Annotated in this window: 17 protein-coding genes; 5 read left to right on the forward strand and 12 right to left on the reverse strand. The window is 69.1% G+C overall.

Annotated elements, in window-relative coordinates; genetic code table 11:
- Positions 1-111: 111 nt before the first annotated feature.
- The 8 genes from recJ to E6J58_07975 all read right to left on the reverse strand — a co-directional run bounded on the left by recJ (position 112) and on the right by E6J58_07975 (position 9,173).
- Positions 112-1,863, reverse strand: a complete 1,752-nt coding sequence (recJ, locus tag E6J58_07940; GenBank protein TMB39338.1) for a single-stranded-DNA-specific exonuclease RecJ — start codon at positions 1,861-1,863, stop codon at positions 112-114.
- Positions 1,864-1,963: 100 nt separating this feature from the next.
- Positions 1,964-3,175 (reverse strand): protein translocase subunit SecF, encoded by a 1,212-nt coding sequence (secF, locus tag E6J58_07945; GenBank protein TMB39339.1) that lies wholly within the window; start codon positions 3,173-3,175, stop codon positions 1,964-1,966.
- Positions 3,176-3,185: 10 nt separating this feature from the next.
- Positions 3,186-4,949: a protein translocase subunit SecD gene (secD, locus tag E6J58_07950; protein ID TMB39340.1), complete on the reverse strand. Its 1,764-nt coding sequence runs from the start codon at positions 4,947-4,949 to the stop codon at positions 3,186-3,188.
- Between the two features lie 9 nt (positions 4,950-4,958).
- Positions 4,959-5,312 (reverse strand): preprotein translocase subunit YajC, encoded by a 354-nt coding sequence (yajC, locus tag E6J58_07955; protein ID TMB39341.1) that lies wholly within the window; start codon positions 5,310-5,312, stop codon positions 4,959-4,961.
- A gap of 79 nt (positions 5,313-5,391) precedes the next feature.
- Positions 5,392-5,814 (reverse strand): DUF4388 domain-containing protein, encoded by a 423-nt coding sequence (locus E6J58_07960; GenBank protein TMB39342.1) that lies wholly within the window; start codon positions 5,812-5,814, stop codon positions 5,392-5,394.
- A gap of 28 nt (positions 5,815-5,842) precedes the next feature.
- Positions 5,843-6,958, reverse strand: coding sequence for a tRNA guanosine(34) transglycosylase Tgt (gene tgt / locus E6J58_07965; GenBank protein ID TMB39343.1), 1,116 nt, complete (start codon positions 6,956-6,958; stop codon positions 5,843-5,845).
- Positions 6,955-8,073 carry a tRNA preQ1(34) S-adenosylmethionine ribosyltransferase-isomerase QueA gene (gene queA / locus E6J58_07970; GenBank protein TMB39344.1) on the reverse strand — a complete coding sequence of 373 codons (1,119 nt, stop codon included), beginning with the start codon at positions 8,071-8,073 and terminating at the stop codon, positions 6,955-6,957. The genes tgt and queA overlap by 4 nt, the downstream gene beginning before the upstream one ends.
- A complete protein-coding gene (locus tag E6J58_07975) occupies positions 7,974-9,173 on the reverse strand; it encodes a hypothetical protein (GenBank protein ID TMB39345.1) in 1,200 nt (399 codons plus the stop codon). The genes queA and E6J58_07975 overlap by 100 nt, the downstream gene beginning before the upstream one ends.
- A 50-nt stretch (positions 9,174-9,223) precedes the next feature.
- Between E6J58_07975 and E6J58_07980 the strand changes: the two genes are divergently transcribed.
- Both E6J58_07980 and E6J58_07985 read left to right on the forward strand, forming a co-directional pair.
- Entirely contained in the window at positions 9,224-10,423 is a 1,200-nt protein-coding gene (locus E6J58_07980; protein TMB39346.1) for a glycosyltransferase, read from the forward strand.
- Positions 10,424-10,432: 9 nt separating this feature from the next.
- The gene (locus E6J58_07985; protein TMB39347.1) at positions 10,433-11,278 is read left to right on the forward strand and encodes a hypothetical protein; all 846 of its coding nucleotides are present in this window, start codon (positions 10,433-10,435) and stop codon (positions 11,276-11,278) included.
- Here the strand turns inward: E6J58_07985 and E6J58_07990 are convergent.
- Together E6J58_07990 and E6J58_07995 are read right to left on the reverse strand one after the other, a co-directional pair.
- Positions 11,245-12,276, reverse strand: a complete 1,032-nt coding sequence (locus tag E6J58_07990) for a SpoIID/LytB domain-containing protein (protein ID TMB39348.1) — start codon at positions 12,274-12,276, stop codon at positions 11,245-11,247. The genes E6J58_07985 and E6J58_07990 overlap by 34 nt on opposite strands.
- A 90-nt stretch (positions 12,277-12,366) precedes the next feature.
- The gene (locus tag E6J58_07995) at positions 12,367-12,801 is read right to left on the reverse strand and encodes a CBS domain-containing protein (GenBank protein TMB39349.1); all 435 of its coding nucleotides are present in this window, start codon (positions 12,799-12,801) and stop codon (positions 12,367-12,369) included.
- Positions 12,802-12,824: 23 nt separating this feature from the next.
- Between E6J58_07995 and E6J58_08000 the strand changes: the two genes are divergently transcribed.
- A complete protein-coding gene (locus E6J58_08000) occupies positions 12,825-14,384 on the forward strand; it encodes a diguanylate cyclase (GenBank protein ID TMB39350.1) in 1,560 nt (519 codons plus the stop codon).
- Positions 14,385-14,492: 108 nt separating this feature from the next.
- Positions 14,493-15,068 carry a hypothetical protein gene (locus E6J58_08005; GenBank protein TMB39351.1) on the forward strand — a complete coding sequence of 192 codons (576 nt, stop codon included), beginning with the start codon at positions 14,493-14,495 and terminating at the stop codon, positions 15,066-15,068.
- A gap of 4 nt (positions 15,069-15,072) precedes the next feature.
- Here E6J58_08005 and E6J58_08010 read toward each other — a convergent pair whose 3' ends face one another.
- Positions 15,073-15,999: a MoxR family ATPase gene (locus E6J58_08010; GenBank protein TMB39352.1), complete on the reverse strand. Its 927-nt coding sequence runs from the start codon at positions 15,997-15,999 to the stop codon at positions 15,073-15,075.
- 73 nt (positions 16,000-16,072) lie between these two features.
- Here E6J58_08010 and E6J58_08015 point away from each other — a divergent pair, with 73 nt between their 5' ends.
- Positions 16,073-16,264 (forward strand): hypothetical protein, encoded by a 192-nt coding sequence (locus tag E6J58_08015; GenBank protein TMB39353.1) that lies wholly within the window; start codon positions 16,073-16,075, stop codon positions 16,262-16,264.
- A 30-nt stretch (positions 16,265-16,294) separates the two neighbouring features.
- Here E6J58_08015 and E6J58_08020 read toward each other — a convergent pair whose 3' ends face one another.
- Positions 16,295-18,565: an amylo-alpha-1,6-glucosidase gene (locus tag E6J58_08020; protein TMB39354.1), complete on the reverse strand. Its 2,271-nt coding sequence runs from the start codon at positions 18,563-18,565 to the stop codon at positions 16,295-16,297.

The raw sequence follows: 18,565 nt of genomic DNA on the forward strand, positions 1-18,565 counted from the left end.
CCGGCAGCCAGCGCCGGCGGTTTCCCAAAAAGCGAACGAACGCGGAAGGGGCGCGGTCCGCCCGGTTGCGGGCCGCGCCTCTCGCGCATTCGCGGGCCGACCACTCTGCCGTCAGACCTTCACGCCCTTCAACTTCAACTGCAGCCGCTCCGCGCCGTTCCAGGTATCGATCGCCAGCTGAAACGCCGCGTCGAGCCGTGTACCGACAGCTAGCGCGGTGCCGCCGAGATTGAAGCCGATTGCGTCGAGGCTGGTCGGATCCTCCTCGGCGGCGCATGCGCCGGCCTCGCCGAGGCGGAGCTTCAAGTGCCCCGGGCCGGCGCCGCGCTTGTCCGGGAGCAGGCGGACCTCGTGCGCCGCCAGCTCGCGGCAGAAGAAGACCGGTTCGGGGTTTCCCGCGCCGAACGGCGCAAGGCGGCGGAGCTGCGAGGCGAGCTCCAGGTGGATCTCGCGGGGGTGCAGCTCGGCGTCGATGCGAAGCCGCGCAGAGAGCTGCTCGGCGTCCAGCGCTTCCCTGCCCTGCGCTTCCAGCGCATCGGCGAACGCGCCGATGCGGGCGGTATCCAGAGTGATGCCCGCCGCGTGCTTGTGGCCGCCGAACTTCGTCAGGTGGTGCGCGCAGCGGGCCAGCGCGTCGTAGAGATGAAAGCCCTCCACGCTGCGCCCGGACCCCTTGGCGACACCGCCCTCCTCGGCAATGACCAACGCGGGCCGGTGGAACCGTTCCACCAGCCGCGCCGCCACGATTCCGACCACACCGACGTGCCACCCCGACGACGACACCACCAGCGTCCGCCGCTGCTCCGGCGGTCCGAGCTTTTCCGCATGCGCGACGGCCTCGCCCGCGATCCGCGCCTGGAGCTCCTGCCGCTCGGCGTTGGCGCGGTCTAGCTGTTCCGCGAGCACGCGCGCCTCGCGCGCGTCCTCGCTGAGCAGCAACCGGACGCCGACGGACGCGTCGTCGAGCCTTCCCGCGGCGTTGATCCGCGGACCGAGCTTGAACCCGACGTCGCCGGCGGTCACCTCGCCGGCGAGTTGCGCCACCGACTTGAGGGCCAGCACGCCGACGCGGCCGCCCCGCGCCAGCTCCTTGAGCCCGAAGTGCACGAGCACGCGGTTCGGTCCGGTGAGCGGCACCACGTCGGCGATGGTGCCGAGCGCCACCAGATCGAGCACCTCCCGCAGGTTCGGTTCCGGTCGCGCCGCGAACCATCCCGCCTCTCGCAGCCGCTTGCGCAATGCCAGCAGCAAGTGGAAGGCGACGCCGACCGCGGCCAGCTCGCGGCCCGGAAACGTGCATCCCGGCTGGTGCGGATTGAGAATGGCGACCGCGCGCGGCAGATCCTGCGACGCGGTGTGGTGATCGATCACCACCACGTCGAGGCCGAGGCGGGCGGCGGCGTCCACCTCCGCCACCGCGGTGACGCCGCAGTCGGCGCTCACCACCAGGCGCGTACCGCGGGAGGCGATCTTCGCCAGCGCCTGCGCGTTCAGTCCGTATCCTTCGATCAGCCGCTGCGGGACGTAGAAGTCCACCTTGCCGCCCAGCTTGCGCAGCACCGAAACCAGCAGCGCCGTGCTGGTCACGCCGTCGACGTCGTAGTCGCCGTAGACGCAGATGGGCTCGCCCTGCAGCAGCGCGCGCTGCACGCGCGACACTGCCGCCTCGATCCCCTTCAGCTCGAACGGATTGGGCAGATGCTCGAGCCGCGGCTCGAGGAAACGCTCCGCTTCCGCCTGCTCGCGATACCCACGCGCCCAGAGGACGCGGCCCAGCGCCGCGGGCACGCCGAGCGCCGACGCGAGCCGGGAACCTTCCTGGACTGCGTCGCGGCCGGTTCCGTGCCCGAACTGCCAGCGCATCCACGCGTGTTAGCACGCGGGTCCGACAAGAACGAATCTCTAACCTGTACAGTCTCGGAAGTAGCCGCAGAGCCGCACCTTTCTGTGCGGCAGCGGCTAATCAGCGCGCCGCCGCGGTGCGAGGCTGCTCCGGTTTCTTCGGCTTGGGCCGCGCTTCCTCGATGGCCTTGCGCTGGTCGGCGTGCTCCTCCAGCCAGATGGTCATCGGGCTCGCGATGTACCAGGTGGAGTACGTGCCCGAGATGATGCCGACCAGCATGGCGGCAGCGAAGTCCCAGATGGTGCCGACGCCGTAGAGCAGAAGCCCGAGCAGCGAGAGCGCCGTCGCTCCCGAGGTGAGGATGGTGCGGCCGAGCATCTGGTTGATCGAGAGATTGACGATGTCGCGCAGCGGCCGGCCCTTGTGCGTGCGCGCGTTCTCGCGAATCCGGTCGTAGATGACGATGGTGTCGTTCACCGAGTACCCGACCACCGTCAGGATCACGGTCACCGACGTCAGGTTGAACTCGTGCCGGCTGACGAGGAAGAATCCCAGCGTGATGATGGCGTCGTGCACCAGGGCGATCACCACGCCCGGAGAAAAGCGAAAGTCGAACCGGAACCCGACGTAGATCAGGATCATCCCGATCGCGTAGACGACCGCGAGGATGCCGTCGACCCGCAGCTGCTTTCCCACCTGGGGACCGACGTAGTCGGTCCGGACGACGTCGACCTGGTCCTGGCCGTACTTCTCCCGCAACGCGGCGCCGATCTTGTCCGCCGTCCCCTGGGTGATGACGGTGTACTCCTGCTCCGCCCCTTCGCGCGCCACCAGCTGCCGGATCTCCTTCACCGGCGTGCCCTGCTTCTCTACCGCTGAGCGCAGCGTGTTCTCGTCCACGGCCTGCTTGAAGAAGAAGTCCAGCTTGTCGCCGACCTCCGGGTCGAACCGAAAGCTCTGCAACCCCGGAAGCGCCTGCGAGACGGACGCCTTGATCTGCTGCGCCTTGTCGGGCGTGAGCAGCGCGATGCGCTCCACCCGGACGAGGAACTGGTTCTCCGCCTCGTTGCCGTAGCGCTGGACGGTGGGCTCGCCGAATCCCTGGTGACCGACGAGGTCGCGGATCTCGCCGGGCTCGACCGGCTTCTTGAAGTGGACCTGCAGCTCGGTGCCGCCCGCGAAGTCGACTCCGTAGTTCAGGCCCGGCCAGACGATGACCCCCACGAGGACGAGCGCGTTGACGATCAAGGACACGACCACCGCGATGCGGCGGTACTTGACGAAGTCGTGCGTGGTGCCGGGCTTGATCAGATCGAAATACTTCATTTCCATGACGCGGCTCCTAGAAGGTCACGGCCTTGTGGAGGCGGCCATGCGAGACGAACCACTCCACGATCGCCCGGGTGACGACGATGGAGGTGAACATCGAGGCGAGCAGTCCGATGATCAGCGTGGTGGCAAATCCGCGCACCGGCCCCGAGCCGTATGCGCGGATCACGAACCCGGCCACCAGCGCGGTGACGTGCCCGTCGAAGATGGTCCAGAACACCTTGTCGTAGCCGGTCTTCACCGCCGCCGCGATGTTCCTGCCCGTCTTCAGCTCCTCGCGGATGCGCTCGTTGATGAGCACGTTCGCGTCCACCGCCATCCCGAGGGTGAGCACGAAGCCCGCGATGCCGGGAAGCGTCAGGGTGGAGTTGATCGCGGCCATGATCGCCAGCACCACGAGGCCGTTGAGCACCAGCGCGACGTCGGCGACCAGGCCGGAGAACCGGTAGTACACCGCCATGAACGCGAGCACCGCCAGCAGGCCGATCAACGCGGCCATCGATCCCCGGCGGATCAGCTCCGGCCCCAGCGAAGCGCCCACGCTGCGCTCCTCGAGGATGCGCACCGGCGCGGGCAGCGCACCCGACTGGAGGAGCAGGACGAGCTGCCTCGCTTCCTCAACGACCTCGTTGACCGGCTTCAGGCCGCCGAGATGGATGGAGCAGATGCCGCCGGGAATCTCCGTCTGGATGATCGGCGCCGAGTCGACGGTGTCCTCGAGGACGATCGCCATCCGCCGCTTGACGTTTTCCTTCGTCAGCTTCCCGAACAGATCAGCGCCGGTGCGGTTGAACCGCACTTCGACGTAGGGCCGGTTCCCCTCACCCGGTGAATTGTCGAAGCGAACCGCCGCGTCCGTGATGTACTCGCCGGTCATGCCCTGCTTCTGATCGAGGAGCCAGGAGCGGTACGTCGCATCGGCGCGGGCGCGGCCCTCGACCTTGCCGATGGCAAAGACGTGCCCGGAGGGCGCCTTGTCCTTCAGGTACTGCACGAGCGCCGCCCGATCCTTCGACTCCAGATACGGCGACGACACGAGCGCATCGCCCGCGCCGTTGTACCGGTCCCAGTTGAGGGTGACTCCCGGCGGCAGGTCCTTGAGCTTGGTGACGGTTTGATCGGTGTCGTCGACGATCTTGAACTCCAGCTGCGCAGTCTTCCCGATCAGATCCTTCGCCTTCTCCGGATTGGAATACCCGGGAAGCTGGACCAGGATCGACGCGTCTCCCCGCTTCGCGATGGTCGGCTCGGAGACGCCCCACTTGTCTACGCGGTTGCGGATGGTCTTCACCGCTTGGTCCACGGCGCTTTCCTTGAGCGTCTTGACCGCGTCGTCCTTCATGGCGAGCTCGATGGTCTTGCCCGAGGTCCGGCGGACGTACATGTCGTTGAAGTAGCCGATGACCTCTTTCCCCTTGTCGAGGTCCGGAACCGTCACGCTGACGATGCCGGTATCGGGATCGCCCCGGACGTCCGCGCCCTTGACGCCCTTGCGGTCCATCTCCGCAGCGATCTCCTCCGCGCGCCGCACCGCCTTCTCCCGCACGGCGCGGTCGACTTCGACGCCCATCACCAGGTGGATTCCGCCCTGCAGGTCGAGGCCGAGGTTGAGGTGCTTCGCCGGGGCCCACTTCGGCCGCGCCTTCTCGAAGACGCTGGCTTCGTTGCGCTCGCCCGCAGGCAGCCGGAAGTAGGTGAAGCTGGGCACCAGGGCCCAGACCGAAAAGACGGTGACGGCCAGAATCAGTCCGGCCTTCCAGTACCACGCGCGATCCATCCGCTCTCCCTATTTCTTGGCGGGCTCTTCGGCCGGCTTGGATTCCTCGACCGTCTTGTACGGCCCCTGGATCTGCGCCTTGAGCACGCGCAGCTTCACGTTGTTCGCCACCTCGACGAACACCAGGTCGCCGGCGACGCGGTCCACCCTGCCGACCACGCCCCCGGAGGTGATCACCTCGTCCCCCTTCCCCAGCTTCTCGAGGAAGGTCTTGTGGACATTCTGCTGGCGAGCCTGCGGGCGCATGACGATGAAGTAGAAGATCACGAAGAACAGTGCAGCGGGCACCAACAATCCGAACGCGCCGAAGGGCGACTGCTGCTGATCGGCGGCCTGGGCGAGCAAGGCAAACACGGCGGCAATTCTCCTGTTTTGCGCCCGAAATCGGGGCCGGACCTTCTAGCACCCACGCCCCGGATGGGCAAACGGGCAGCGGCGCCGATCAGCTCGCGGCGCGCCCGGTCCCCGCGCGGCGGGTCTCTTCGTCCAGCCGGTGCATTCCTTCCAGGAGAAGCTCGGTGGCGGACTCGCCTTCGCCTTCGGGCAGGACGCCCTCCGGTGTCCTGATGAAGGTGAACTGGCCGTGATGCAAACGGACGAGCCCGAACCCGACCTCCCGAATGTCCCGCTCGTCGGTCGCCGACGATGCCGCCCAGGTGACCTGGCCTTTGACGACACCGAGCGCCCGCTCGCTCGCATCGCGCCCCCGCACCAGCAGCAAGCCCGTCTGCCGGCCGTGGGCAAGTACACTCAGTAGATCGGACAGTGGCAATCCCGAGAGCTCACCCCACAGGACGGGGGTGAACCCGGTACCGCCTGCCACCAGCTCATGCACGGCGGCGAGATGGAAGCTGCGGTGATCCACCTCCTGCTCAACCTCCTACCTTGGTGTCTTACTCCCCCCCGGTGAACCTTTCCAGAATGCTGCTCGCGTATTTCCCCGCCTCGCGGCGTTCGATCGCGTCGCGCACCCCCTTCATGAGATCGAGATACCAGGTGAGGTTGTGGATGCTGTTCAGCCTGAACGCGAGCAGCTCCTGCGCGGCGAAGAGGTGCCGGAGGTAGGCGCGGGAGAACGTGGCACAGGTGTAGCAGCGGCATTCCGGATCGGGAGGCCCGGGATCGCGCGCATAGCGCGCGGCCTTGATCTGGAGGCGCCCGCGACGCGTGAACAACAGGCCGTTGCGCGCGACGCGGGTGGGCAGCACGCAGTCGAAGAGGTCGATGCCCGCGAGCGCGCAGCGCAGCAGATCTTCCGGGGTGCCGACGCCCATCAGGTATCGCGGTTTGTCCGCCGGCAGCAGGGGCGCGGCGCGCTCGATTCCTTCCCACATCGCCTGCGGCTCCTCGCCGACGGAGAACCCGCCGAGCGCGTTGCCGGGAAAGTCCAGCGCGGCGATCTCCTGCGCGTGGCGGACGCGCAGGTCCTGGTGGAGCCCGCCCTGGACGATCCCGAACAGGGCGCGGTCGCTCCGCGGATCCTCCAGGAGCCAGGTCTCCTTGCACCGCCGCGCCCACCGCGTCGTCCGGGCCAGCGACTCCTCGTGGTACGAGCGCGGGCTCTGCGAAGGAGGGCACTCGTCGAAGGCCATGAGGACGTCGCCGCCGAGCTGCAACTGGATGCGCGTCGCGCTCTCCGGAGTCAGCTCCTGCCGGCTGCCGTCGAGGTGACTGCGGAAGACGGCGCCCTCTTCGGTGATCCGGCGCTGTTCGGCAAGCGAGTAGACCTGGAAGCCGCCCGAATCGGTGAGGACGTTGCGGTCCCAGGACATGAACCGGTGCAGTCCACCCATCTCCGCCACCAGCGCGGGGCCAGGACGAAGCAGCAGGTGGTACGTGTTCGCCAGGACGATCTGCGCGCCGATGCGCTGCAGATCGTCGGGAGCAATCGCCTTCACGGACGCGGCGGTCCCCACCGGCATGAACTGCGGCGTGTCGACCTCTCCGTGCCGGAGCAGGAGCTTGCCCCGGCGCGCGGTGCCGTCGGTATGGGTGACGGTGAACTTCATGCGATCAGCATCGCGTCGCCGTAGGAGAAGAAGCGGTAGCGGGCGGCGATCGCTTCGCGGTAGGCAGACTTGATCCGGTCGAGTCCGGCAAAGGCCGCGACCAGCATGAAGAGCGTGCTCTTCGGCAGATGGAAGTTGGTAAAGAGGCCGTCCACCATCCGGAACTCGTACCCCGGCGTGATGAACAGGTCGGTCGCTCCAGGTCCGGGGCGGCCGCCGCAGGCCTCGAGCGTCCGCAGCGCCGTCGTTCCGACCGCGATCACGCGCCCGGCGCCCTGCAACGCGCGCGCGGTCTCTTCAGGAACGAAGTACCGCTCGCGGTGCATGCGGTGGTCCTCGACGCGCGCCGAACGGACCGGCAGGAAAGTGCCCGGACCCACCTGCAGCGTGATCGGGGCGACGACGATGCGCCGGGAGCGGAGCGCTTCCACCAGCGCCGGAGTGAAGTGCAGCCCGGCGGTGGGCGCCGCCACGGCGCCGCGCTCGCGCGCGAACACGGTTTGGTAACGCTCCCGATCCGTCGGCCCTGGAGCGTGCCGGATGTACGGCGGCAGCGGCAGCTCGCCGCACCGATCGAGGAAGTCCCACAGCGCATCGCCGTGCAGCGGCAGGCGCACGACCAGCTCGCCACCGCCCAGGACCCGCGCGATCCCGATCGAGGTGCCGAGGACGTCGACACGCATCCCTTCCCGCAGCGGCTTGGATGCTTGCCCGAGCGCGAGCCATTCTCCCTCCGCGAGCGGTTCGACCAGCAGCAGCTCCACCTTCCCGCCGCTGCCTTCCTTGTGGCCGTGCAGGCGCGCCGGGATCACGCGCGCGTCGTTCACCACCAGCACGTCGCCCGGGCGGAGCAGGCCGGGAAGTTCGCGCACGGCCCGGTGCTGCAGGGCGCCCTCGGTGCGCGGCAGGAACAGCAGCCGCGAAGCGTCGCGCTCCGGCAACGGCGCCTGCGCGATCAGTTCCTCGGGCAGCTCGTAGTCGAATTCGGCGACGTCCACGAGGGCGCTTCTATAACCTACGCGTTGTCGACCTGATCGGCGATCTCGTAGACGCCCATTTGCGGCAGGCACATGCCTGCTTCGGCGGCGCTCGCCAGCACCCCGTCCTCGACCCATTCCTGCAGCCACTGCCCGGCGAGCGTGGGATCGTGCTGCGGAAGCGCGGCGCCGCGATCCGTGGCCCATCGCAGGTTGCGCGCCTCGTGCTCCCCGACCGGCGGCGCGGCGATGAACGGCAGACCCAGAGCGGCGAAGAACGTCAGCTCGGAGGGCTTGCTCCACAGCGCATCGGCGCGCGCGATCAGCGCGTTGAACCGGCGGATGTACGAGAACACTTCCGGATCGTACAGCAGCTCCGTCCCTCCGTGCCCGGCAAGCCCGCGCCCGGCCAGCTCCGCGCTCAGCGCCGAAGCCACCTCCTTGCGCACGCCGGCCACCAGCGCCAGCCGCAGGGTCCCGTCGCGGATCTGCTTCTCCATTCCCGAGATCAGCGTCTTTGCAAGTGGCACCTGCGCGCCCGCGCCGCCGACGGCGAAGACGATGAGCGGCGCCTCTCCTTTCCTTGCGATGCGCTCCATCCGCGCGCGGAAGTTCCTCTTCAGCGCGGCCCGGTCGCGGCCGACCAGCTCGGGAGGCAGCGGATATCCGGTCACCCGGATGCGCGACCGCGGAACGCCGTACGATTCCATCCGGCGCCGCGCCGAGTCCGCCGGCGCGAAATACAGGATGCTGGTGCGCTTCGAGTCCGGAGGCGCCCAGACCCGATTCACGTCGCTGTCCGTGATCACGCAGTGCAGCCGCTCGGCGCCGTGCATCTCCGCCAGAATGGCCGCGGCGTAGAAGGTGGCGATCAGCGGCGCGCCCGACTCGCGCAGGTACCGGGCCAGCGCGCGCCCGACGCCGGCGCGGGCCGCGCTGCGCATCCAGCGGGTGCCCTGCGTCGGCCCGGACAGATCGCGCTTGGGTGCAGGGGACGGAATGGCCGTGATGGTGTTCAGCAGCGCACGCATCGGAGCGCCCGCCGTCGGGGCTTGCGACATCCGGGTGAGGGGCTCGTACAGCTTTCTGATACCGGCCCAGAACGCCCGGTCGCGCTTGCTGCCCACCGGCGGAGCGTCCATCTGGACGACTTCCGTCGCCAGATGGTCGGCGAGAGCGGCGGCGGGCCGCAGGTGGCCGTATCCCATGTCGATGGCGGCGACCACGGGCTTGATCATGGAGGGCGGTGTCGTCTGCGAAACGCAGCGCGCTGTCAAGGGACTCGCGGATGGGAACGGCGATGCACACCCTGCGAGCTACCATGCTCTCGACCGACATTCCGGTGCTGCACCTCGTGAACCGCTTCTGGATCGGGGGCGCCGAGCGCCAGTTCGTCGAGCGTCTGCGCCGCCACCCGGCCGGGTTCCGCGCCGTCGTCGGTTGCCTGGAGACCTCGGGCCCGATGCTCGAGCCCGTCCGGGCCATGGGATACGAGCCCGAGGTCTTTTCCCTCAAGGGCACGCTGCTGCAGGCGAACACTGCGGTGCAGGTCGCGCGCATGGCCGCGCTGATCCGCGCCGAGGGAATCCGGATCGTCCACTCCACCGACTTCAACACCAACCTGCTCGGGTTCGCGGCCGCCCGACTGTCCGGAGCGAAGTCCGTCATCAGCCGCCTCGACCTCGGCCATCTGCGCGCGGGATTCGGCCGGTGGCATCGGGAGACGGAGAAGCTCACCGCGCGTTTCGCCGACCTGGTGGTGACCAACGCCGACGCAGTGCGCGAGGTCTGCATCCGGGAAGAAGGCGTGAAGCCCGAGAACTGCGTCGTGGTGCGCAACGGAATCGACCTCGAGAGCTTCGACGCGCTCGCCGCGCAGGGGTTGAAGGCTCCCTTGCCGGTTCCCGACGACATGCCGACGGTCGCCGTGATCGGCAACCTCTGGCCCGTCAAGGGCCACCGCACGCTCGTCGAGGCCGTTGCCCGCCTCCCCGAGGAGCTCCACCACGTGCGCTTCCTCTGCGCCGGCGAAGGGCCGGAGCGCGAGCACCTCGCCGAGCGCATCGCGCGGCTCGGCCTCGCGGAGCGCGTGCTGCTCCTGGGACACCGGCTGGACATCCCCGGGATCCTCGCGCGCGCCGGCGCCGCCTGCCTGTGCTCGAGCGCGGAGGGCTTGTCCAACGCGCTGATGGAAGCGATGGCGGCGCGACTGCCCATCGTCGCCACCCGCGTGGGTGGAAATCCCGAGCTGGTGCACGACGGCGACAACGGCTTTCTCGTACCGTTCGGCGACGCTGACGCGCTCGCGTGTGCGCTGCGGACGCTGCTCTCGTCGCCGGAGCAGGCCCGCGAGATGGGACTGCGGGGCCGGCGCCGCGTCGAGACCGATCTCTCCATGGACCGGATGGCGCAAGGCCACGGCGCGCTCTACCGCCGCGCCCTGGGTGCCGCGCCGCTGGTGCGTGAGCCCGAGCTGCGCGCGGCGTAAGATGGATCCGTGCTCCGGGAAGCGCTGGCGGTGTATGGCAGGCACTTCGGCACGCTGGTCCTGACCTGCGCGGTCGCGCTGCTGCCGGCGAACCTGCTCGCGGCAGGGGCCGTGGTCTTCGGCCTCGCCTCTCTCGGATCGGGTGGATTCGCCGAGGCGCAGACGCACAGCGAACAGATCCAGCAGAAGCAGCAGGATCTGCGGGACAAGCCGCCCGCCAGCACCGAAGCGCGGGACGAGCGGACGCGGCAGCTCGGCCGTGAGGCGTTCGAGGGCGGAGCCGCGGTCGATGCGCGGCACATCTTCGAAAACCTCTTGCCGATTGCGTACGCCACCGCCATCGTCGCCGGCCTGCTGCTGGCGGGGCTCTTTCTCGCCCACGCCGCGGCGGTGCCGCTGGTGCTCGGATTCGTCGAGCGCAAGACCGCTGGACCGGGGCACGCCTGGGCGGTGGTCGCCTCGCGCCTCGGCGCACTTTTCGGAACCGGTCTCCTGGGCGCGGCGCTGGTGGCGCTGGGTGCGGTCTTCTTCATCCTGCCCGGCGTCGTGCTCGCAGCGGGGTTCTCGCTGGCGCCGCCTCTCGTCATCCTCGAGGGTATGTCGGGACGTGCGGCGCTGGAGCGGTCCTGGCGCCTTCTGGGTGGGCGCTGGGCGCACGCATTCCTGTTCTGGGCGCTGATCGTCGCCTTCTCGGTCCTGGGGTCCGCGGCAGCCGCGCTTCTTCCGGCGGGCCCGTGGCGCCCCGCTGCCTCTACGCTGATCCGCGTCCTTCTCTATCCGCTCCCGCTGACCGGGCTCGTCCTGCTCTACCGCGATGCAACTCAGTACATGCGGCGGACCTCGGCGTCCGGATAGTAGTGGGCGAGGATGTCGCGGTAGCCGGCGCCCGCCAGCGCCCTGCTCCGCGCGCCCCACTGGCAAAGGCCGACGCCGTGGCCGCTCCCCCGGCCTCGGAAGAGCGCCGTGGCTCCTTCCGTGCTCACCTCGAAGAGCAGCGAGGGGATCCGGTTGTAGCCGAGCAATTGCCGGAGCTCGACGGCGGACAGCGGCCGCGTTCCCGAAGACGTCGCCAGCGCCAGATCCTTCGCCCGCCCGCTGGCCGTGCGCGTCTCGACAGCGACCCCGCGGATCTCCGCCTGGATCCGCTGCGCTTTCCGCAAGGCCGCGGTGATCTCCGCCAGCGGCAACCGCACTGTCCACTCCCTCCGATCGTCGTCGCTGTCGCCGCCGCGAATGTACGGCGCGGCGCCCGGCTCGAGATGGAACGCCGCCTCCGCGCTCTCGCTCACCCCACCGCAGCTGGCGCTGAACCACGCGGCGATCGGCGCCGCTCCATAGGTCAGGACCTCGCCGGCGGTCGACCGCGCCGCGTCGAGCGCGGGCTGCGGCGGGCGGGCGGCGTTGCGGTAGACCTGGTCGAGCACGGAGGAGCCGAGATGCGCGCGAGCGCCGGGGCCTTGCGCAACCTTCTGCGCGACGGCGAACGTGCGCGCCGCCACCGCCTGCGCGCGGAGCGCCTCCGCCGGCCACTTCGGGGACACTTCGCTGGCCACGACCGCCGCGACGTACTGCTCGAGGTCGACCGCATTCACGGCCACGAGCGCGCCGCGGTCGATGAACACCTCCAGGCGCCCGGGCAGCTCGCGGCCGTCCACTCGAACCGGCCCGGGAAACTCCGCGGAGGCGACCGCTTTGCCGTCCACGGTCAGGACGGAATCGACGACCGCGAGCGCGTGGTTGCGTCCCCCGGCTTCGATGCGCGCCGCGCGCTGGCCGCGCGCGACCTCGATGCGGATCTCCTCGGCCTGTACGGCGAGGCCTGCGCAGAGAACGACGACCGCGGCCGCACGCATTGCGCGCAGCGTGCCGCAGTGAACGTCGGCAAGCAAAAAACGTGTACAGCCTCGAGCGGTAGCCGCAAAGCCGTTTCGGTGCGGCAGCGGCTAATGGCGAGCTGTCGAACCTTCCTCCTTCACACCGCGGACCGTCTGGCCAACCTCGCCCTCGCTCTCCGACTGCGCCAGGTCCTGCAGGCTGATCACGCCCACCGGCTTCTTCTGCGCGTCGCAGACGAGGATCCGCTGCACCTTCCGCTGCTGCATGAGCTGGCGTGCGCGGTCGACGTCCTCTTCCGGCCGGCAGCAGACAACTTCGTTGCCCCCGAAATCGCTCAGCTTCGCCGACTTCGGGTCCACGCCTTTCGCCACCACGCGGATGACGATGTCGCGATCGGTCACCGTGCCGACGGCAATTCCGGACTGGTCGACGATGGGGACGAACCCGATGTCCTTGTCCGCCATCAGGCGCGCGACCTCCTGGACGTTGGCGTTCATCTGCACGGTTGCGGGGTTCTTCGACATGATTTCCTGACAGCGCATTGCGGCCTCCTTCGAGGTCCGTAATGTGCGTTTCGCACCCACCCGCAGCCAGTGCGGCACAGAGGCGGTACAATCGGCTGCTCGTGCTCTCGCGTATCCGCCGATCGCTCGCCCTCAAGCTCATCCTCGCCTCGGCCATCCCCTCGGCTCTGGTGCTCCTCACCGGTCTCGGCGCTCTCGTCGCGCACAGCCACCGCATCGCCCTGCGTAACCCGGCGATGGCGTTCGACGAGCTGCGCACCGGCGCCATCCTCGGCACCCTGCTGGCGCTCACGTTCGCAGGGATGACCATCGCTCTCGCGGCGCGTCATTTCCTGCTCAAGCCCATCCAGGCGCTCTCGCGGGTGATGGCTCGGGCCGAGCTCGGCGAATTCCTCGTCCGCGCCCGGGTACAGACCGAGGACGAGCTGGGGAGGCTCGCCCGCAGCTTCAACACGATGCTCTCGCGGATCACCGACATGGCCGTGACGGACATCGAGACGCGCGCCTCGATGGCGCGGATGGAGCGCGATCTGTCGCTGCAGGCCGAGCTCCAGGCGGTGAACGAACGCCTCGGCGCGCACGTCGGCGAGATGGAGCTTCTCCTGGAAGTCTCCAACGCCATCTCCGGAACGCTCGATCTTCCCGAGCTGCTCGCGACTCTCGGGCGCCAGGTGTGCGCGCGGTTCGGGGTCAGCGAGTTCTCGGTGATGCTCGTCGACGATGCGACCGATCAGCTGGTCGTCGAGGCCGTCGCGGGCGACGCCCCGCGGAACGCCCGCGGCATGCGCTTCCATCTCGGCGAGGGCATCACCGGCGAGGTGGCCGCGCGCGGTCAGATCGTCTACGTCAAGGACGTCGCCAAGGACCCGCGCTACCTGCAGCACAAAGGCAAGGACCCCAGCGCCGGCTCCTTCCTGGCCGCGCCGCTGCGGAGCAAGGGGCGGATCCTAGGGGTGATGAACCTCAACCGCCCGCGCGAGGACGACTTCAGCGCCCAGGAAATCCGCCTCGCCGAAGCCATCGGCGCCCAGGCGGCGCTGGCCATCGCCAACGCCCGCCTCTACCAGCAGACGCTGGAGCTGTCGTTCACGGACCCGCTCACCGGCGTTCCCAACCGGCGGCAGCTCTTCCTCCGCCTGGAGAACGAGCTGTCGCGGTCGCTGCGGTTCGGAGACCCGCTCTCCGTCCTGATGATCGACCTGGATCTGTTCAAGCGGATCAACGACGCGCACGGCCACAGCGTCGGAGACGGCGTGCTCCGCGGCGTCGCACTGGCCCTGCGGCGAACCATCCGCAAGATCGACGTCGTCGCCCGCTATGGCGGCGAGGAGTTCTGCGTGGTGCTGCCGCGCGTCGCCAAGCCCGAGGCGTTCGAGGTCGCGGAGAAGCTGCGCCGTGCGGTCGCCGCCACCACCGTCCCCGGTCCCGAGGGCCATCCTGCGCTCTCGGTGACCATCTCTGTCGGCGTTGCAACACTGGACACCGACGCACAGGACGTTGTCGGCCTCATCGACAAAGCCGACAGCGCGCTGTACGAAGCCAAACGACTCGGGCGGGACCGGGTCTCGATGGCTACGCCGCTCCATCGGGCGAGTGCCTGACGCACTGCGCCCCTTGCAGCGCCTTCCGCCGATGCGCACCCTCCGCCCCGGGGGCGGACCGCCTTGCGGCGGCTGCAGGGTCGGGTGGGTCAGGGGGAGGAAAACTCGATGCTTTTCGCAGTCCTGGTTCTCGGCGCCGGTTCCTCCGTGGCGCCCGCGGCCGACCGGTCCGGGGAGGCCGGCGTCCAGTCGATGGTCAACGAGGAATCGCCCGACGTGTTCCTCGCCAAGGCGACGCTGCAGCAATACCTGTCGCGGGTCGTGCGCAAGGACTGGGACGGAGCCCGGCGGCTCACGCATGCGAGGACGCTGGTCGTCATCGCCCACATGAGGCGGCGCACCGGAGTGGAGCGCCACAATCTCGCTCCCTGGGCGAACCGCGAATCCGAGCTCAAGACGTTCAGGTTCACCGGCGCGCGGCAGGTGTCGCCGGGCGCGGTTCTCATCCAGGTCAGCGAGGACAGCTACCGCACCGCGGAACAGGGGATGTCGGTGGACGACCCGGCGGTCTATCTCATGTTCAAGTCGCGCGGCGGATTCGTCGTGGGCGACAAGAAGGCCGGGGTCGAGTTGAGCGACGTCAGCGACCATTCGGTACGAGCCGGCTATCCCGGATACGTCGACCAGCAGGTCCAGGCGCAGGCCCGGCGAGAGTCGGCGCTCTTCGACGGACGACATCGGTAAGGCCTTACCGAAACTCAGCCCCCGCGATGTACGCGAGGTGGTCCCGCGCCTTCGCGATGTCCGCCTCGTACTTCAGGATGATCGCCAGCGTATCCGCCACCAGCTGCGGCTCGAGCGTCGCGGCGTTCAGGATCGTCAGCGCGCGCACCCAGTCGAGCGTCTCGCTGATCGACGGCGGCTTCTTCAGATCGAGCTTCCGCACCGCCTGCACCGCCGCGACCACCTTCCGCGCCAGCTGATCGGCCACGCCGGGAACGCGCGAACGCACGATCTCCAGCTCGCGCTGTGGCGTGGGGAAATCGATGTACAGGTGCAGGCATCGCCTCTTGAGCCCATCCGACAGCTCGCGCGCTGCATTGGAGGTCAGGACGACGCGCGGCGTGTGCACCGCCCGGACGGTGCCCAGCTCGGGCACCGTTACGGCACTGTCGGCGAGCACCTCGAGAAGGAACGCCTCGAACTCCGGGTCGGCCTTGTCGATCTCGTCCACCAGCAGCAGTGCCGGGTCCTTCGATCGGATGGCCGCGAGGACCGGTCGAGGGAGCAGGAACCGTTCGCTGAAGAAGAGATCGTCGGAGCTGGCGATCCGTTCGGCCGCTTCCGCCAACGTTCCCGTTCCGGCGATGGTCTCGGCGATCTTGTCCTTGAGCAGCTGCGTGTAGAGAAGCTGCTTCGCGTACTCCCACTCGTACAGCGCCTTGGACTCGTCGAGGCCCTCGTAGCATTGCAGCCGCAAGAGCGTGCGACCCGTGGCCTGGGCGAGCGCCCGGGCCAGCTCGGTCTTGCCGACCCCCGCGGGACCTTCGACCAGGATCGGCTTCTCCAGCCGGTCGGCCAGAAAGGCGCTGGTCGCGATCTCCGGCGACGGCAGGTAACCCGCGCCGCGGAGGCGTTCCGCCGCGTCCTCGACGGTCTGCAGCGCGTGAGCCATCGCGCGTTGTGTAACATGCCACGCACCGCGCAGGGAGTTTCGCACTGGCACCCCTCGTGCACCCCCTCCTCGCGTGAACCGGAAACTGGCGCTCATCCTCGCGGCGATCGTCCTTCCTGGCGGTTTCATCGCCCTTTTGGGCGCCATGTTCCTGAGAGCGCTCGGCCAGACCGAGCGGGGCCGCAAGGTGTTCGCCCTGGCGCGCAAGCGCGTCCCCCGGTGGCGCCGGATCGCGCCGGCGTTCCGGGAACGACAGGTTGCGTAGGAAAAGCGCTTCCGCTGGGTAAGGGAGTTCCTACGCCTCGTCGCGGTGAGCGCCGAGCTCGATCCGGATCGCCAGCGGCTCGCCTTCCATCTCGCGTACCGCGGCGAAGCACGAATCGCCCGTGCAGGTGAACTCCACGCTCACGCGCGTGTCTCCGATGCGCAGCCGCTCCAGCCTCACCCGCTCGAGCGGTTTCGGCAGGTGCGGGTTCACGATCTTGAGCGTCTTCCTCGGCGCGTCGGGATAAATGCCGAGGCAGGCGCGCAGCATCAGGAAGAGCGCTCCGGAGGCCCACGCCTGCGGGGAGCAAGAGACCGGATAGCTGACCACCAGGTCTCCCTCCGCGCGCCCCATGCCGCAATAAAGCTCCGGGAGGCGATAGTGGCGGAATTGGCGGCACGCGTCGTACGCGCCTGCGAGCACCTGCGCAGCGATCTTCTGCATGCCATAGTTCGACAGCCCCATCGCGATCAGCGAGTTGTCGTGCGGCCAGATCGTGCCGTTGTGGTAGCTGAGCGGGTTGTACGGCCGCTGCCCCTTCGCCAGCGTCCGGATTCCGAACCCGGAGAAGCTGTCCGGCGACAGCAGCGTCCGCGCGACCCTGCGGGCGCGCACCTCGGGGACCGCGCGCGAGAACAGCAGGTGCCCCGCCTTCTCCATCCAGAAGGCCTCGTCGAGGCGGCGCACGAGCTGTTGCGCCGAGCTCGTGCAGCGCGCGGCGTCTTCGCGCCGGCCGAGCTGCCGGTACAGGCGCGCCATCCGCCGCCACGCATCGGCGCAGTATCCCTGCACCTCGACCAGCGCGATGGGCGGCTCGGCGGGGGTGCCGTCGGGGTGGGGGACGCCGTCCCAGGAATCCTTCCAGCCCTGGTTGCGGAGACCGCGCTCCGTCTTGCGCTGGTACTCGATGAAACCGTCGCCGTCCTTGTCGCCGGACTGCTCGATCCAGCGCAGCGCCGCTTCCGCCGCGGGAAGGAGCTGTTGCGCGGTGGCCTGGTCGTTCGTCCACTGAATGTATTCCGTGTAGAGGACCAGGAAGAGCGGCGTCGAATCCACGCTGCCGTAGTACGGCGTGTGCGGGACCTCGCCGGTACGCGCCAGCTCGCCGCGGCGGATCTCGTGCAGGATCTTGCCTGGTTCCTCCTCCCGGAAGTCGTCGGCCTTCTTTCCTTGGTGCGCGGCGAGGAACAACAGGGCATCGCGGGCGATGTCCGGATTGACGGGCAGCGCCTGGAACCCCGTGATCAGCGCGTCGCGGCCGAACGGCGAGGCGTACCAGGGGACGCCGGCGGAGATGACGCGCCGCCCGTCCCAGAACACGGAGAGCGCCTTGAGATCGGCGACCGCCTGCGCCAGGGCCCAGTTCAGCGCCTCTTCGTTGGTCTCGAACCTCGCGCTCGCTTCCGCCCACTGCCGGTAGTCCGCGCGCGCGCGCGCAACCCGCTCGTCGAATCTCCTCGGCGCCGGCGGCTGGGAGGGAGGGTGCGACCCGGGATACAGCCAGCCCGCGTCCGGCTCCTCGCTGACGATGGGCGGCGGCCGGTACCCGGGTTGCCGCGCGGCATCCGCGGCCTCGCGCACCGACGTCCCGGAGCGGACGGCGTGCAGCGAGGGAAGCGCGTGCAGCTCCAACCCTGCGCACTCGTTCGGGCCGAGGTGGAAGTGGAACCGCGCGTGGCCGCCTGCGATCTCGTCGGGAGAGCGCCCTGGAAAGAACACTTCGGCGCGATAGAGGACGCCGTCCCGGCCCTGGTAGCAGAAGACGACGCGGTCCTCGGACACGATGGGATGGAAATACGTCCCGCGCTCGCGCCGCCTGGCGCCGCGGACCTCGAACTGATCGGCGAAGTCGGAGGCGAACTCGTAGTCGACCCAGTAGTCGATGTCCCGGACGAGGTAGTTCGTCAGCGTCAGCCGCTCGACGAAATGATCGTCGATGAGCTGCTCGCGGCGGATGTGCAGGAAGTTCACCGGATCCTGGAACACGCCGCCGAAGTGGGTGCTGGTGACGGTCAGGTCGACCTGCGAGGTGTACTCGGCGCGGGTCTGGGTCGAGAGCACGACCGGAGGTCCGCCGGCCACCGTCAGGCGCAGCTTGCTGAGAAAGCGGGTGTCCTCGAAGTAGGCGCCCTGGTCGCGCGCGCCAGGCGGCCAGATGTCTCCGACGCGCCCCGTGACGGCGAAGAGGTTGCCGCGCTTGAGGACCAGCTTGTCGGTGCCCGTGGACTCCGGCAGCGAGCCCAGATCCTCGTAGCCGAGCAGCTCGGCCGCGCCGACGGTCGTCAGCGTGCCGTCGCGCAC

The organism is Deltaproteobacteria bacterium, assembly GCA_005879535.1.
GTDB lineage: Bacteria > Myxococcota > Myxococcia > Myxococcales > 40CM-4-68-19 > 40CM-4-68-19.

Coding starts and splice junctions, on each gene's coding strand:
- recJ (TMB39338.1), bottom strand. CDS start 1,863: ATGCGCTGGCAGTTCGGGCACGGAACCGGCCGCGACGCAGTCCAGGAA.
- secD (TMB39340.1), bottom strand. CDS start 4,949: ATGGATCGCGCGTGGTACTGGAAGGCCGGACTGATTCTGGCCGTCACC.
- E6J58_07980 (TMB39346.1), top strand. CDS start 9,224: ATGGGAACGGCGATGCACACCCTGCGAGCTACCATGCTCTCGACCGAC.
- tgt (TMB39343.1), bottom strand. CDS start 6,958: ATGAAGTTCACCGTCACCCATACCGACGGCACCGCGCGCCGGGGCAAG.
- E6J58_08010 (TMB39352.1), bottom strand. CDS start 15,999: ATGGCTCACGCGCTGCAGACCGTCGAGGACGCGGCGGAACGCCTCCGC.
- E6J58_08005 (TMB39351.1), top strand. CDS start 14,493: ATGCTTTTCGCAGTCCTGGTTCTCGGCGCCGGTTCCTCCGTGGCGCCC.
- queA (TMB39344.1), bottom strand. CDS start 8,073: ATGGGTCGAGGACGGGGTGCTGGCGAGCGCCGCCGAAGCAGGCATGTG.
- E6J58_07990 (TMB39348.1), bottom strand. CDS start 12,276: ATGCGTGCGGCCGCGGTCGTCGTTCTCTGCGCAGGCCTCGCCGTACAG.
- E6J58_07995 (TMB39349.1), bottom strand. CDS start 12,801: ATGCGCTGTCAGGAAATCATGTCGAAGAACCCCGCAACCGTGCAGATG.
- secF (TMB39339.1), bottom strand. CDS start 3,175: ATGGAAATGAAGTATTTCGATCTGATCAAGCCCGGCACCACGCACGAC.
- E6J58_08000 (TMB39350.1), top strand. CDS start 12,825: ATGTGCGTTTCGCACCCACCCGCAGCCAGTGCGGCACAGAGGCGGTAC.
- E6J58_07975 (TMB39345.1), bottom strand. CDS start 9,173: ATGATCAAGCCCGTGGTCGCCGCCATCGACATGGGATACGGCCACCTG.